The organism is Eubacterium sp. AF17-7, assembly GCF_003461285.1.
GTDB lineage: Bacteria > Bacillota > Clostridia > Lachnospirales > Lachnospiraceae > Eubacterium_U > Eubacterium_U album.
Genome location: NZ_QTWU01000018.1, coordinates 23,361 through 39,633 on the forward strand (window position 1 = coordinate 23,361; position 16,273 = coordinate 39,633).

Genomic DNA, 16,273 nt, shown 5'->3' on the forward strand with positions numbered 1-16,273 from the left:
TATTTATACTCTGTTATAATTGATTAAACATCCTTTTAAGATTATTTCTCTTTCGTCATCTGTCATTTCTCCAAGCTTCAATGTTATTTTTTTCTTTTCCGTTCCGTTCATTACATAAGCTGTGATGTCAGACTTCTTTTCCTTAATTGCATTTGCAATATCAGGTACAAAGATGTAATCTCCTTTCGCAAATGGTAATTCCATATCTTCATAGATAAATGGAAGCATTCCCCAGTTGATAAGGTTTGAACGATATCTCTTTGTTGCATATTCATGTGCTATATTTGCCCATCCGCCTAATACTTTCTGACAGCTTGCTGCCTGTTCTCTTGCTGAACCATCTCCAGGCTTAACTGCATATATTGTACTTCCTATTCCAACTGTTTCTTTGTTTATATTCATTTCAGGGAAGGCTTCTTTTAAACCATTCCATACTTTTCCAAATTCATCTGAGTGTTCGCATGGGCATTTGCCTGAAACACGAATCTGTTCTGCCTTCTGAACATCCTTTGCATTCTTAACATATTCAGGATCTTTTCTTGATAATGTAAATTCTGCCAATCCAAGAGGATTTGAACGATATGATGATGTTTCTCCTGAAGGAATTAATTCATCTGTTGTTGTTACAGGGTCATGAATTTCTGAAACTACCTTTAACAATAAATTATCTGTTAAAGCTTCCATTTTTGGCCAGTCCTTAATATTAGGTCCAAATTTAATTTCTGTATCAGGGTCTGCAACTCCGTGTGAATCAAATACTCTGTTAGCGTAAATTGAGCTGTCAAAGTGATATGTTCTTCCTTTATATTCAACATCCATATCTGTTGCTGCTGTAAGGTATCCCTTATTAGCTGCTGTTGCTGCAATTGAACGTGCATCCATAAGAGCAACTGATGAAATCTGTCCATTCTGTAACTTAGAACCTTCTCTGTTAGGGAAGTTTCTTGTTGAATGTCTGATACTAAATGCGTTGTTTGAAGGTGTATCTCCTGCTCCGAAACATGGTCCGCAGAATGCTGTCTTCATTACACCGCCGGCTTCCATAATGTCTGCTGCACATCCATTTTTAATTAATTCCATATATACAGGCATTGATGCAGGATATACGCTTAACGTAAATTCATCTGAGCCAATGTTATTGCCTTTTAAGATATCAGCTGCTGCACAGATATTTTCAAATCCACCACCTGCACAACCTGCAATAATTCCCTGTTCTACATAGAATCTGCCATTTCTAATCTTATCCTGTAATGAGTATTCAACCTGTCCGTCTAATGATACTAATGCTTTCTGTTCAACATCGTGTAAAATGTCTGCAAGGTTAGCATTTAACTCATCAATTGTATATGTATTACTTGGGTGGAAAGGCATAGCTATCATTGGTTTAATCTTGTCTAATTCAACATATACCATTCCATCGTAATATGTTACTGCTCCAGGATTTAATTCTTTATAATCATCTACTCTTCCGTGAATGTCGTAGAATTCTTTAATCTTTTCATCTGTTCTCCAAATAGATGAAAGACATGTTGTTTCTGTTGTCATAACATCAACACCAATTCTGAAATCAGCACTTAAGTTGCTTACACCAGGTCCAACAAATTCCATTACTTTATTGTTTACATATCCATTAGCAAATACTTCACCAATAATTGCAAGAGCAACGTCCTGAGGTCCAACTCCCTTTGCAGGTGCTCCTGTCATATAGATACCGATTACACCCGGCATGTTAATGTCATATGTCTGAGATAATAACTGTTTGACTAATTCAGGTCCGCCTTCTCCCATTGCCATAGTTCCCAAAGCACCGTAACGTGTATGAGAATCTGAGCCTAAAATCATCTTTCCACCGCCTGCAAGCATTTCTCTTGCAAACTGATGAATTACTGCCTGATGAGGTGGTACATAAACTCCACCGTATTTCTTTGCACATGTAAGTCCAAACATGTGGTCATCTTCATTAATAGTTCCACCTACTGCACATAAACTGTTGTGACAGTTTGTAAGTACATATGGTATTGGGAATTTCTCTAATCCTGAAGCTCTTGCTGTCTGGATAATTCCTACGAATGTAATATCATGTGATGTCAGTTTATCAAATTTAATCTGGAGTTTTTCCATGTTTCCAGATGTATTATGGCTGTTTAAAATGTTATATGCCATTGTATTCTTAGCTGCTTCTTCTTTTGTTAAATAATTCTGGCCTAATTTTGATTTTAAAATTTCTTCAGAATCGTCCCCAACTTCAATTACTTCGTTACCGTTTAAAAGGTAAGCTCCACCTTTACTTAATGTAATCATTATCGTCCTCCTAAATGCCATTAAATATACATATCAATCTCAGAATGTATTTCAGTTTATTATACATTTTTTTAGCCTTTTATGCAATGCCGACGGACGTTTGTCTGCATTAATAATTGATGTTTTTAACCATAATAGACACATTTCTAATTCACGTCGAATTTCTTATATTGTAAATTAGCAGTTTTTGTTTTATATTACTTTCTAAAGGGGTGTCTAAATAGAGAGTTTGTCCTTTTATTTTGTGAGGTAAACTCTTGTTTTATAATACTTAGTTTCATCGTTTGGTTTATTTGTGACTAATTTATTCGAAACTAAACCTTTATTATGTATTTAGTTTTATGGAGGGTTTTTATGATTATTGCAATGGTTTGCGATTTCTTAGGTGAGGAAAACAATGGTACCACAATTTTTTGCTACAATTTAATTGAATGGTTAACAAGACACGGACATTCTGTAAATATTATTTGTCCGGATAAAGACAAGTCTGATATAAATTCATGTTTTATTGTTCCTCAAAAAAAGCATTTAACTAGTATTGAAAAGCGTTTTGCCAATCAGGGGCTTGTATTTGCGAAGCCAAAGCGTTCTGTTATTAGGAAGGCTGTTTTGGGAACAGATGGGGTTTTAATAATTACGCCATTTTCTCTTGGAAAATATGTTACAAAATACGCTTTGGAGCACCACATTCCTGTAATGGCGACTTTTCAATGTCAGGCAGATTCGCTTATTCGTCCTATTCGAATTGGTTCCAAAGATAAATATAAAAAGAAAATTTACAAACAATTTTATGAACAGGTATACAAATATTGTCAGGCTATACATTTTCCATCTGCGTTTTTATGCAGAGATTTTGAAAAATATATCGGATACACTCCTCATTATATTATTTCCTCGGGAATTAGTTCTGATTTTAGCAAAAAAGTATCATGCCACAGACCTGTAGACAGCAATTTTAGAATTATATATATTGCACGTTTATCTAAACACAAAAATCACAAAGTACTAATTAACGCTGTAAACATGAGTAAATATAAAAACAGAATTCAACTTATTTTTGCGGGTGATGGAGATTACAAATCTTCAATTGAGCGTGACGCCTGCGGACTTATAAATCAACCTATTATTCGTACATATTCAAGGCCTGAATTATTAGAAGTTATCGCGACTTGCGATTTATATGTTCATGCTGCAAACGAAGAAACTGAGGGCATTGCCTGCCTCGAAGCGGCCACATGCGGACTTGTTCCTATCATAAACGATTCACCTAATTCCGCCGCTCCTGCTTATGCAATAGATGAAAAAAACTTGTTTAATTATAACGATGCTGCTGACCTTGCTGAAAAGATAGATTATTGGCTCGACCATCCAAAAGAACGTAATGAAAGAAGTTTAGAATATCTTGATTTTACAAAAAAATACAGTTTAGCCGAATCCATGAGCGCAATGGAAAAGATGTTTAAGCTTGTAATTTATAAGCAGTGATTGCTTGTTTTTCAGCTGGATTTATGCCATAACGGAAGTGTTTTTGGATTGACTTAAGATTAAAAACAGAGGTGCATTGGCAATCGCCAATGCACCTCTGTTAATTAAGGAATTTTTACATCCCATTTTTTATTAAATTCAAACTATTGTAAATTCATTTCTAACTTAACAAATTTATTTCTAATTCGATTAAATTCAATTATTCCAAGTTATTATCTAGCTTTCTTCTTAGGAATCTTCTTGAACTCAATATAGCCTACATTCATTCCGGCCATTACATGTTCAAGTTCTAAGTTGTAGAAACCTTTGTCTAATTTTACTTTGCAAAGTTTCTGTGTAATCCATTTTCCATCTGTACCACTTGTCTGAATAACAACCATAACCTTGTCATTTGCATGAACATTTACTGTACACTGTGAAAGATTTGGAAGTGGTGATGAAATATGTACAATTATTGTGTACTCAGCATCTTCATCAATTTCAACTGTAGCATTATCTGTTCCTTCAAATTTAATCTTAGCATCATTTGCAAGTTTCTGAACTTCATATTTTGCATCTGATGCTGATTCGAAGTATTCAGCTACATTTGTATCTATTAATTCTCTTTCGATAACAGGTGCTACAAGTATAAATCTTAAGATGTTCATTGAAGCTCTCTGAAGTTCTCCAACTGTAAGTCTTCCTTCGATTATTGCTGCCTCTGTATTGTCACCATTTGAATTAATTTCTGCTCCATTGTTGTTTACTACCATGTAAGCATCATTCTGTGCGCGAACCATGTCTCTTGTATCCTGATTTGACTCTTTTCCTCCAGTTACAACGTCGTTCATTTTTGCCCACCAGTCAGTCATTACAAAACCTTTATATCCCCATTCTTTTCTAAGAATAGTTGTACATAAGTCATAATTTGAAGCTGCCCAATGTCCGTTGATCGGATTATATGATGTCATAATGGACATTACTGTTTTTTCCTTTACAGCCATTTCAAAGCTCTTCAAATAGATTTCTCTGATTGCTCTTTCTGAACATACAGCATCAATCTTAAATCTGTGTGATTCCTGACCATTTAATGCAAAATGCTTAATTGTTCCCCAGGCGCCACCATCTTTAATTCCGCCTGTTGAAGCAACTGACATTTTTCCTGAAAGGAAAGGATCTTCTGAAAAATATTCAAAATTTCTTCCGTTTAATGGATTACGACGAATATTTACACCAGGTCCAAGTAAAGTATCAACCTGATTTCTGTATAATTCCTGACCTTCCATTGTATATAATTCTCTAACAAGTTCTGTATTCCATGTTGCACTTAAAGCTGTTCCAATTGGAAGCTGTGTTGCTTTTCCTTCCATGCGAAGACCACTAGGACCATCTGCACAACATGCTGCCGGAATGCCGTAGTTAAATAAGCTATCACTCATTCCACCAAATGCTGATGCTGTTCCTCTTGTTACTCGTGGATTACTCATTCCTTCACCACGAATGATTATAGCCATTTCTTCAATAGACAACTGAGCAACAAATTTTTCTAATGTTGCTTTACCGTCACGAACATCCTGAAGTGTAATTCCCATATCTCCTGTTATTGGCATGTCCATTGGAAGATTGTCTGAAATTCTTTTAGCCATGTCAACTGTCTGAGTTGAAACAGGTACATATGTAACTTCATAAGTTCCGTCAGCATTTTTCTTACCAGGCTTCATAATATTTATAGCCTCTGTAGGAGCCATTGCTTCCTGAAGTTCTTCAACTACAACAAGTTCTTCCTCATTGTATGTATTAATCTTTGTAAGATTCTTAACGCTGTTACCAACATAAATATTATATTCGCCTGCTTCTAAAACATAGCATGATTTGTGTCCTGTAACACCTGAATCATCGTAAGAAGCCATATCTGAAATCTTAAATTCTAATGTCAATTCCTGACTTTCGCCCGGTGCAAGTTTCTTTGTCTTTGCAAATGCAATAAGTTCTCTTGCAGGTTTTCCAAGTTCACCCTGAGGTGCTTCATAATATACCTGAACAACTTCTTTTCCTGCAAATTTGTCACCTGTATTTGTAACCTTAACATTCAATTCGATTGAATCTGTCTTTTCTTTTACAGTCTGTGTTTCAATATCAAATGTTGTATAAGATAATCCATAACCAAATTCAAACTGAACTTTGTCCGGTGCAAATGTTTCAAAATATCTGTATCCGATATAAATATCTTCTTCATAAAGATTCTTAAATTCATTACCAAAATTCTTTGTTGATGGATAATCCTCAATACTGTATGCTATTGTATCTGCAAGCTTACCACTTGGTGTTTCAGCACCTGAAAGTACATCAACTACTGCTGTTCCACCTTCCATACCTCCTTGCCATACAATAATTACTGACTTAATGCTTCCGTTATATTCTTCGTCATTAATCCAGCTCAAATCAATAATATTTGACACATTTAAAACGATACATACATTATCAAATGCTTTTGTTATATTTCTAAGATTTTCTTTTTCTTCATCTGTTAAAATATAACTTCCCTGCCAAATTGCGTTATCCTTATCTTCTCCGGCAGTTCTACCTATAATGTATAACGCCTTGTTAGTCTTTGCTGCCTGTTCCTTAGCAAATGCTTCATCGATAGGCATATCCTTCTGGAACCATGGTTCACATGCCCATCCACCACCACCATTATCAAATGGGTGGTCTTTTAACCACTTCTTATACTTTTCAACTAATGTTTCATCAATGTTAAGATTGCTGTTTTCAAATCCGTCTAAGATGTTAGTAGCATATTCAACATTAACTGCACCACCTGAACCTGTACCACTTCTATAATATTCAATCTGTGGTCGACCGAATACTGAAATTTTGTCTTCCTGTCTAAGTGGTAACATTCCGCCTTCGTTCTTTAACAATACAATACCTTCTGCAGCAGCCTCTTTACTCTTCTGAGAAAATCCCTCTACCGGCACTCCAAACATATTTGTGCTCATTACAATTCCTCCCGAAATCACATACTATTGTTGTTTTTAACTATAACATACTGAATTTATAATTGCTATATTCCGGCAATATAAAAATGTTTTTATTTATTATAGACTTTTAATTGATTTTTTTGCTACTTTCCTTTATTTATCGGCATTTCAAATTATAAAACATTTCAATCCTCGTTAAATTGAAACGTTTTTATTTTTAGTTGGATACATTGTTATTTTTTTATCAATTTATAAGGGAGATTTTCCTCTTAATAAGTCATATAATTTAAAACATTCTTCTCATATTGTTTAGGTCAAATAAGAGAAGAAATTTCGGTCATATTAATAAAAAACAAAGTTTAGCTTTTGGTGCAAATTTAAAAATTTTCAGCCATATTAGTAAATAACAATTTTAGCATTTGGGTAAACTTAATTAAGCCAGTCAATAAAAAAGTTCCAACCATGTTAATATATAACAATTTTAGCATTTTGGTGCAAATCAAAAAGCTCCAACCATGTCGGAAATATTTTATTACCAACATGACTGGAGCTATTATTTAAATTCGTACAACGCCTTTTATACTAATTATTTATATTTACCTAACGGCTTTCTCTTACTAATTTTCTATATTTCTTTCCCTGTCCTTTAGCGCATTTAATAACAATTTTTGAATTAGCATTCTTAAATGCACCTTTCTTAATTTTTTTCAATTTCTTACCTTTAATAACTAAAGTTTTAAGATTTTTGCATCCTTTGAAAGAATTCTTTCCGATAACTCTTACATTTTTTCCAACTACAACACTTCTTATGTTCTTGTTGTTTTTAAATGCGTTTGGTGCAATCGCTGTAACTTTATAGTTAACATTATTATAATTAATTGATGCAGGAACTTTTACATTCTTCGCCTTTTTATTTATATTTCCTAAAAATGTTACTGTAGGATTCTTTGAATTTGCAGCTGATGTAGCTTTATACTTTTTACCTTTTACAATAATAAGTGTGTTTTGCAAATCATTGTTTGTTGTATTGTTTGCATTGTTATTAGTCACATTATTTTTTCCGTCGTTATTTGCTGGATTTTCAACTGGCGGCTGACCATTTTCTTTAAGGTTAAAATCAAATTTAACAGCTATAACTGTATCCGGTTTCACCTCTACACTTTCTCCATCAGTTTCAGCCGGGCATGAATAATTAAAATTTCCATCAACCTTATAATCTCTATAACCTTTTTCACCTGTCAAATCAGAATTAACCGTTACATCAAATTTAATTCCTTCTTCTTTTAACTTTTCCTGTAAAGGATTATATTTAATTTCGTTATTATCTTCATCAGTTTTTGTAACTGTTGTAGCTATATCTTTAATATCTTGTGCAAATTTATTGAGGCTTTCAATCATATTGTCTGAAATATATTTCTCTGCTTCTACAGGCATTGTTAATATTTCATCAAATCCCGGAAGAGCTTTTAACTGACCGAATACCAAATCAACTATAGTTTTTGAATTTGAAGATAAGGCATCTGCAATAGCCAATACAATTTCTGATGCCTGCTCATCTGTAACTTTAAAAGTTGTCTTCGTTCCATTTGTTGTTTCAAATTTAGCAAATGCAGAATCTGCTGTGTTCAGCACTAATTTTGCAAGATTCATTACTGTATTAACAACCTGTTCACCTGTTAATGCAAAGTTAGCTTCTTTTGCTTCCTCTCCATATTTTAAGTCAATTACTTTTCCTAATTCATCCTGTTCAAATAATTTATTATCAATGTCTTTCTGTTCAACAACTTCCACTCCGATAATAGGATAATATTTTCCACATTTATCCTTTAACATATTATTAATTTCTGCAACAGAATCTAATTCAATTGATTTTAACGCCGGAATTTCGAGTGCTTCACACACTTTGCTTGTTGTCATGCCACAATATTCTGACATGAATTTAACAAATGAATCTAAATCAATTTTTACATTTCCATTATTATATTCAATTTTTGTGAGTTTCATCTCTTTTCCGTTTGCAATATTTCCTGCCAATTCAACTGAAAACTGAGTTGTAGTTACTATTTCTGTTGAAACTTTAGCATTAATTGTAAATCTGTCGGTGTACTTATATGTATCTTCTTTTTCATCATAGCTTTCAAGCAATCCTAGTTTTTGTGAATGATCATCCCATGCTGCCCTATATGCCGTTCTTCCATCCTCACCTTTTGTATCATCGTCATTTCTGTGAGCCTCACGGTATACACTATACAAAATCTCATTGATTTTCTCCGACACTTCGTCCCCCGCAATATCAATACCCACATTTCCACTGCCTGTAGCATTACTTACGTCCATCATTGATACTGCTTTACTAAATGTCGTATTTGTTGCAGCCGGAGTCTGAACTCCTGCCATAGAAACCGTCATAACTCCTGCGAGAGTCATGGCTGCCACTTGTTTAAAATTTCTCATATTTCCTCCTTTTAGTCTCTGATTTTTTTCATGCGTCACTATAATTATTTATTTTTCTACGCACTACTCTTTCATTTTATTCATGTTACTTTTAAATTATACCATTAAAATTATCATATTAATTTGTAACATTTCGCCTTATTTAGACTTTTAAGGAGATATGAAATAAAAAAAACCTTATCTATATAAATACCTTTATAAGACAAAAAAAGACTTTCCACATGGAAAGTCTTTTTATATAACCTTATTCTACTGTGTAAGGCATTAAAGCAACGTGTCTTGCTCTCTTGATTGCTACTGTAAGAGCTCTCTGGTGCTTAGCGCAGTTTCCAGTAATTCTTCTAGGAAGAATTTTTCCTCTTTCAGATACATATCTCTTTAATTTGTTTGTGTCTTTATAATCAATTACGTTGTTTTCACTAGCACAAAATACGCAAACTTTTTTTCTTCTACGACCGCCTCTTCTTCTCATTGGAGAATCAGGTCTTTCACTCTTATTAAATGCCATAGTTTTGACCTCCTATAATACTAATTAACTATGTTTATGTTAATCGTCTAATCTCTAAAAGTTAAATGGTAATCCTACATCTTCAACACCATCAGGGATATTCATAAATCCATCTCCGGCTGGAGCTGTTGGAGCTGACTGTGCCTGTGGCTGGAAACCACCTTCATTATTAGAAGCACTTGCTTTGCTTTCAGCAAATTCCTGATTTTCTACTACAACTTCTGTTGTGTAAACTTTATTACCATCTTTGTTTGTATAGCTTCCTGTCTGAATACGACCTTCTGCTACAATCTTAGTTCCCTGATGTAAGTACTTTTCAGCGAATTCTCCATTTCTTCCAAATGCTACGCAAGAAATGAAATCTGCTGTCTGCTGGTCGTTGTCTCTTCTAAATCTACGATCAACTGCTAATGTATATCTGGCAATTGCCATTGGGCTATCGCCCTGTGAATATCTTACGTCAGGATCACGGGTTAATCTACCCATAAGAATAACTTTATTCATATTATACCTCTTTATGTTTCAAAAACCTATGCCTCAACCTTTACGCACAAATATCTGATAACATTTTCCATAATACGAATCTGATCTTCTATTTCGTTAGGACAATCTGTGTTATCAGTGTCGAAGTGAATGAAGTAATAATAAGCTTCTGACATCTTCTGAATTTCGTAAGCTAATTTCTTCTTACCCCATTCTTCTACGTCAGTAATTGTTCCACCAAAACGTGTTACAAGGTTGCTTACCTTTTCGATTTCAGCGGCTCTTTCTTCTTCTTCGAGTTTTGCACTAACAACAACTACTAATTCATACTTGTTCATGCTTTCTTACCTCCTTTTGGTCTCTGGCCTCCCTATTTCATTTAGGAAAGCAAGGAAAATTAATATATATCACGAATTGACATTTTATCATAATTCAAGAGCAAATGCAAGAAAATTTTATTCTAAATTTAACTTTTTACTTAATATGTAATAAGTTGCTATATAACTTGCAATCGAAACCACAATTGATAAAACTATACCAAATATAAATATCTGATTTGCAAATGCACTAATATCGTAACTATTACCTAAACTATGCATACATATAACCAAAAATACTGATGATACAACTTGATTTATTATGTAATATCCAATGTAAGCTAATATTGCACCAACTACTCTGTGCTTAGTATAAAGCTGTCCGATGCTTAAGCATGCATACATAAGTATTGGCATACCTATTACTGTCACTATTGCTGCAATTATGCCTTCAGCAACATATCCCCATGCACCTAATTGAGTTAATTTCTGCACACTATAAGATATACCTCTTGCATAATCGATATCTTTACTATAAGTTACTACAAAAATCGAAACTCCAGTCAATACTACTGTTGCTATAACCCATGTAATACAAACTATCATTTTACTTGCAATGTGCTGTCCTACTGTAGCCGGAAGTGTAAATGTTAAATATCCTTCATCTTTAAGCATATTAAAATAAAATCTTCTTAACATTAATACAACAGTTGCTACTGCGATTGCTATAATAGCTATGACATAACTTGCCATTATGATTCCAAACAATATATCAACTACTCTCAACTGTACATCTGATGTGTCCTCAATTATGAGCATAATTTTATTACCAATTGTAAGCAACGCCAAAACTATATATAATCCTATAAAATATCTTGAAGTTGCTTTATATTCATATTTTAATAATTTTCCTAACATTTAAATACCTCCCTGAAAAGTTCATCTACTGACTTTCCTTCCTCTTCTCTTATCTCATCAACTGTCTTATGCATAACTAAATGTCCATTCTTAATCATGACAACCTCATCTAATATCTGCTCAACATCTGAAATCAAATGTGTTGAAATAATAACAGAAGCTTCCGGATTGTAATTAGTTATAATTGTGTTAAGTATATAATCTCTCGCAGCCGGATCAACACCTCCAATCGGTTCATCAAGGAAATATAATTGAGCCTTTCTACTCATAACCAAAATAAGCTGAACCTTTTCCTTTGTTCCCTTAGACATGGTTTTCAACTTATCATTAATGTTAATATTAAGTCTTTCAAACATCTTATAAGCACACTGAGCATCAAAGTCTTCATAAAAATCGTCAAAGAATCCTACCATTTCTTTAACTTTCATCCAATCATTCAAATATGTTCTCTCAGGTAGATATGAAACTATGCTCTTTGTTTCAACTCCTACTTTCTTTCCATCAATTAATATCTCACCTTTAGTCGGTGTAAGTAAACCGTTAGACATCTTTATAAGTGTTGTCTTTCCACTTCCATTAGGTCCTAAAAGGCCAATTATCTTTCCTCTTTCAATAGAAAGATTAAGATTCTCTACTGCAGTAAAAGCTCCATATTTTTTAGTCAAATCTTTACATTCAAATATTATGCTCATTATTTTCCCTCCTCTATAATTTTCACAATCTGTTCTTTGCTAAACCCCAATTGTTCCATCTTCTCAATGTATTTATGTGTTAATTCTATTGCTGTACTCTTCTTAGATTCCATAATTACTCCCACATTATCTGTTACTGTTCTACCAGTCGTTCTATTAGTTACTACATATCCTTCTCTCTCAAGTTCCGCCATCGCTCTCTGCATCGTATTAGGATTAACTGCTGCTTCTGTAGCTAATTCCCTTACTGACGGAAGCCTGCTTCCAGGCGGATATTCTCCCACAATTATGCGTTCCTTAATCTGCTCTAATATTTGAGCATATATTGGTCTGTCACTCTCAAATTTCCAAGGCATCTCTCTCATCTCCTTATATAACGCAAATTAATATATTGTATATTTGTATTAGTTACTTAATACAAATATACAATATATATTTATAATGTCAACTATTTCTTTTAAATGATTTTCTTAATATTTTATTAACTACATGGTGGGATTAGTATTCTTTTTTATTTTGGAAAAAATAAAAAGACATTCCATTGCTGAAATATCTTCTTATTTTATGATAATTATTCAAATTATAATTTACATTATTTAACCAATTTCCTACTCATTCCCCAAGTACTTTTTTACACTTTTCTCAAATGTTTTTCTAGGTAGCATTACTATATGATTGCAGCCTAGACATTTTATTTTAAAATCGGCACCAACGCGAATTATTTCCCATTCGTTTGTTCCGCAAGGATGACCTTTTTTCAATACAACTTTATCGCCTAATTTGTAATCCATTTTAATCGCCTCCCTGTTTTTTAATTTATTAAATTTGTTAAACAGTCTTAGAATATAATCTTATATTCTTAAAATTCGTGAATTTCAAATTTTTAGAATGTGTTATATTTATTCTCCCTGAGCTTTCCATTTAACAATTGTCTTTATATTCTGGCTGTCATATTTTGCATTATCCAAGCCATTTTCCTGACTTTCACCATCTGTAGTGCTCTGACTTTCGTCCGCATTTTTCTTGCCATCTTTCTTATCTTCTTCATAATAAATTGTTATCTGTGCGCCCGGCTTGATGAAAATAAGGCTTTCATCTTCAGCAAACAATTCTTTATATACATTGTTATTTTCATCAGAAATATATACATAAGTTTCACCGTCTGTTGTGATGTACTCAATATCAGTAACCTGTATATTTACATTTGGCAAATCATTGTTCATGTCATCGATTGCCTGCTTGTTGCCTAAATTATTTTCCTTCATAAGTTTATTATAAGAAGAAAGCGTATCTCTTTGCGTTGTTCCAGTCGCAACAATGCTGTATTTTTTTACATTTACAAGGGCATACTGTTTTACGAGGTTGCTCTTGTCCTTCAAAACCATGAAATATGTTGGCTCGCCACCTATATTTATGATTGCAGGGAATGAAGCCTTGTATCCTAAATTCTGAACCTGACCTTCTGCTGCGTCCATTGCTGAAAATTCTTCTGCACCTGCTGCCTTGAAGTATCTTGTTTCTCCGGTTCTTGCATTTATCATTACAAATCCAATATTAGATGAATCGTCAATAACAGAAGTTACGCCTGTGTAAATCCATACATCATCATCCATTACCTTGTAGCCATAATCCTCTGTTGTTATTTTACAATCCTTCTGACCTATTATGCTGTTGATGAATCCGTCTGACAAAGTTCCATACCAGTCGAATTTTCTCGTTGCCAAATCACCATCATAAACTCTGTCTACCCACTGTGGCACATTTTTTACATCATAATATTTGCTTTTGCCTGTGCAAGGGTCAAATATGACAACGCCTTTTACGTCTTTACCACCAAACAAGCCTATCTTTGCTGTTAATGTTGGGCAAATATAATATGGATTTCCATCATTATCTAATTCAAAATAATATCCTTCAAAAATTGCTGTAGGATATTCAAATCTAAGTTTTCTTTGTAATTTATCATTAAATCGTGCTGAAGAAGTATACTTAATTGGTTTGTCTAATTTTATATATTCTGCTTCAAATTCCACAGGGTCTACCAAAACATATCCCGGTATACCATTTTTTCTGTTGTTAAACCATTTGAAAAAATCTGCATACTCTAGCGTTGCTACTTTCTTTGGCTGTCCATTGTAATCTATCTGGTTGTAATCCTGATTAATTACATACTGACTTACAAGGTCTGATAATGAGCCAATTGCTCTTTCGCCGACAACTCTTGCACTCTTTGTATCCATAAGCGCAATATCATTGACTGTGTCTGTCTGGGCGATTTCATCTTCAAATTTGCATTCTTTCACTTTGATAAGACTTGAATATCTTGAAGCGTTAAATATTTCTAAAGATGTTAATCCGCCAATCACTACCACAACCACGCCAATTGCGATAACAGCCGTTACAATTTTTGATACTATTGTTACACTTAGCTGCTCAATATTATTTTCCTTACTGCAAAAAAATGTTGCAATCAAAAACAATAGTACAAAGAATCCCTGAAAAATCCAGCTTCCTATATCATGTATGTTAAGTGGCGGTAACAAAATGTAGAACGCAATAAATTCTAATATTGCTACTACTATTAGTGCTATAATCGTTTTTGCAACCGATGTTTTTTCAGTATAATTTTTCAACATTAAATATTCCTCCATATATATAAACCTTCAGTAAATAAATTATTCCTGTATTTTATTTATTCTTTATTACAATAAACTATTCTTATCATTTACATTAGATCTTCGTTGTAATGAGCTCTTCCTCCTCCGATAAATTTCGCTCTGCTTCGTGCAGCAATTACCCTTGCCTGACCTATTATATTATTTTCCATTTTAACAGGTACAGCCACTTTCTTTATGTGCATTCCTATTAAAGTTCCACCGATATCAATCCCTGCATTTGCCTGAATTTCTTCTATAGCTATAGGATCTTTAAATGTGTTATATGCTGTAGTTCCAAATGAGCCACCTGCTTTTGGCTGCGGTACAACATTTACTTCATATGCATTTGGCACAGCCTCACGCTCTACTATAATCGCCCTGTTCAAATGTTCACAGCACTGTGCAGCAAGATAGATTCCTCTTTCCTGAGTGACCTTATAAATTCCTTCAAAAACTGCTTCAGCTACCTGAAGATTTGAGTTTGTTCCTATTTTATCTCCACAAACTTCACTTGATGAACAACCTACTACTAAGATTTGTCCTTTTTTTAATTTACCTGCATCACATATTTCATTGGCAACATTTTCTGCCTGTTTTCTAATTTCCTCGTACATAAAAATCGCCTCCTGTTTTCTACGAGTGATTGTACTCCTTTATTATATAAAAAATCAAGGAGTTACCGCAACTAAAATTACAGCAACTCCTTTTATATTTATTATTAGCTTAATAATTTGTTATTTAGTTAACTTTTAATACGCTCTTAAATGCATTGCTTGCGTTTAAAACTTCAACTAATACAAGTCCTAATACAAGGCATGTAATTCCCTGAACTCCATTACTTGGAATTGAAGCTGCTGCTGTCATTCCGTATCCTAAAAGTGTGCTTTCATATAAGAAGTAACCGAATACCATTACTAACTCAGCTACTACTGCACTAACTGCAAATGCCAAATGCTTATTTGCCTTTGCAATTATCTTAAATAAAAGAACTGCTACAATACCCATAAGTGCTTTAATAATAAATGTTCCAGGTACATATGTTGTGTATCCTGCAATTAAATCAGCAAGTGCCGGTCCTAATCCTGCTGCGGCTGCTGCAAAGAAAAGATTTTCATCTACTAATTTGCCTTTTTTGTTGCCTACATAAAATGTTCCTAATACCCATGCTGCTAATAAAACTACTGTATCACCAATGTTAACATATCCTGATGTTCCAATAGTAGGGATTCTGATAATCATTGTTGCTACGCATCCAAGTGCAGCAAACATTGCAGCTAAAACTAACTTAACAATTTTTTCAGTTGAATTGTTCATAATTTTCCTCCTGTTTTAATCAGAAATATAAAACCTTGTTAAATCTGTGATTAAACCTTTTGTTTATAGTTTCAAGGTTGTTTAGGCTTGTGAGTTGACTAAGCCTAGAATTTATTTCCGATTTTTTTCTTTTTGTATATTTTTATTTATATAATTCTTACAAAAAGTAATTTTATCAATATAT

14 protein-coding genes are annotated in these 16,273 nt (G+C 33.5%); 1 reads left to right on the forward strand and 13 read right to left on the reverse strand.

The features are described from left to right. Positions 1-3: 3 nt before the first annotated feature. A complete protein-coding gene (locus tag DWW96_RS12410; protein ID WP_117910628.1) occupies positions 4-2,301 on the reverse strand; it encodes a hydratase in 2,298 nt (765 codons plus the stop codon). 354 nt (positions 2,302-2,655) lie between these two features. On the opposite strand from DWW96_RS12410, the gene DWW96_RS12415 reads away from it, so the two are divergent. Further along, complete coding sequence (locus DWW96_RS12415; RefSeq protein ID WP_158562712.1) at positions 2,656-3,786, forward strand: glycosyltransferase; 1,131 nt, start codon at positions 2,656-2,658, stop codon at positions 3,784-3,786. 212 nt (positions 3,787-3,998) lie between these two features. On the opposite strand, the gene DWW96_RS12420 is transcribed toward DWW96_RS12415, so the two are convergent. The 12 genes from DWW96_RS12420 to DWW96_RS12475 form a co-directional block, all read right to left on the reverse strand. After that, a complete protein-coding gene (locus tag DWW96_RS12420; RefSeq protein WP_117910630.1) occupies positions 3,999-6,764 on the reverse strand; it encodes a glycoside hydrolase family 3 protein in 2,766 nt (921 codons plus the stop codon). A 582-nt stretch (positions 6,765-7,346) separates the two neighbouring features. Then, entirely contained in the window at positions 7,347-9,200 is a 1,854-nt protein-coding gene (locus DWW96_RS12425) for a leucine-rich repeat protein (RefSeq protein WP_117910631.1), read from the reverse strand. Positions 9,201-9,444: 244 nt separating this feature from the next. Next, complete coding sequence (gene rpsR / locus DWW96_RS12430; RefSeq protein ID WP_022089193.1) at positions 9,445-9,708, reverse strand: 30S ribosomal protein S18; 264 nt, start codon at positions 9,706-9,708, stop codon at positions 9,445-9,447. A gap of 54 nt (positions 9,709-9,762) precedes the next feature. Then, on the reverse strand, positions 9,763-10,212 hold the full coding sequence (locus DWW96_RS12435) for a single-stranded DNA-binding protein (RefSeq protein ID WP_117910632.1): 450 nt from the start codon (positions 10,210-10,212) through the stop codon (positions 9,763-9,765). 26 nt (positions 10,213-10,238) lie between these two features. Continuing rightward, positions 10,239-10,529, reverse strand: coding sequence for a 30S ribosomal protein S6 (gene rpsF / locus DWW96_RS12440; protein WP_022089191.1), 291 nt, complete (start codon positions 10,527-10,529; stop codon positions 10,239-10,241). Between the two features lie 117 nt (positions 10,530-10,646). Beyond that, complete coding sequence (locus DWW96_RS12445; RefSeq protein ID WP_117910633.1) at positions 10,647-11,426, reverse strand: hypothetical protein; 780 nt, start codon at positions 11,424-11,426, stop codon at positions 10,647-10,649. After that, positions 11,420-12,118 (reverse strand): ABC transporter ATP-binding protein, encoded by a 699-nt coding sequence (locus DWW96_RS12450; protein WP_117910634.1) that lies wholly within the window; start codon positions 12,116-12,118, stop codon positions 11,420-11,422. Before DWW96_RS12450 ends, DWW96_RS12445 begins: the two co-directional genes overlap by 7 nt. Then, positions 12,118-12,474, reverse strand: coding sequence for a GntR family transcriptional regulator (locus DWW96_RS12455; protein ID WP_117910635.1), 357 nt, complete (start codon positions 12,472-12,474; stop codon positions 12,118-12,120). Before DWW96_RS12455 ends, DWW96_RS12450 begins: the two co-directional genes overlap by 1 nt. Before the next feature lie 252 nt (positions 12,475-12,726). Further along, positions 12,727-12,915: a DUF951 domain-containing protein gene (locus tag DWW96_RS12460; RefSeq protein WP_117910636.1), complete on the reverse strand. Its 189-nt coding sequence runs from the start codon at positions 12,913-12,915 to the stop codon at positions 12,727-12,729. A gap of 102 nt (positions 12,916-13,017) precedes the next feature. After that, positions 13,018-14,754: a hypothetical protein gene (locus tag DWW96_RS12465; RefSeq protein ID WP_117910637.1), complete on the reverse strand. Its 1,737-nt coding sequence runs from the start codon at positions 14,752-14,754 to the stop codon at positions 13,018-13,020. An 89-nt stretch (positions 14,755-14,843) separates the two neighbouring features. Next, positions 14,844-15,389 carry a TIGR01440 family protein gene (locus DWW96_RS12470; protein WP_022089185.1) on the reverse strand — a complete coding sequence of 182 codons (546 nt, stop codon included), beginning with the start codon at positions 15,387-15,389 and terminating at the stop codon, positions 14,844-14,846. 124 nt (positions 15,390-15,513) lie between these two features. Beyond that, positions 15,514-16,089, reverse strand: coding sequence for an ECF transporter S component (locus tag DWW96_RS12475; RefSeq protein WP_117910638.1), 576 nt, complete (start codon positions 16,087-16,089; stop codon positions 15,514-15,516). Positions 16,090-16,273: the final 184 nt, after the last annotated feature.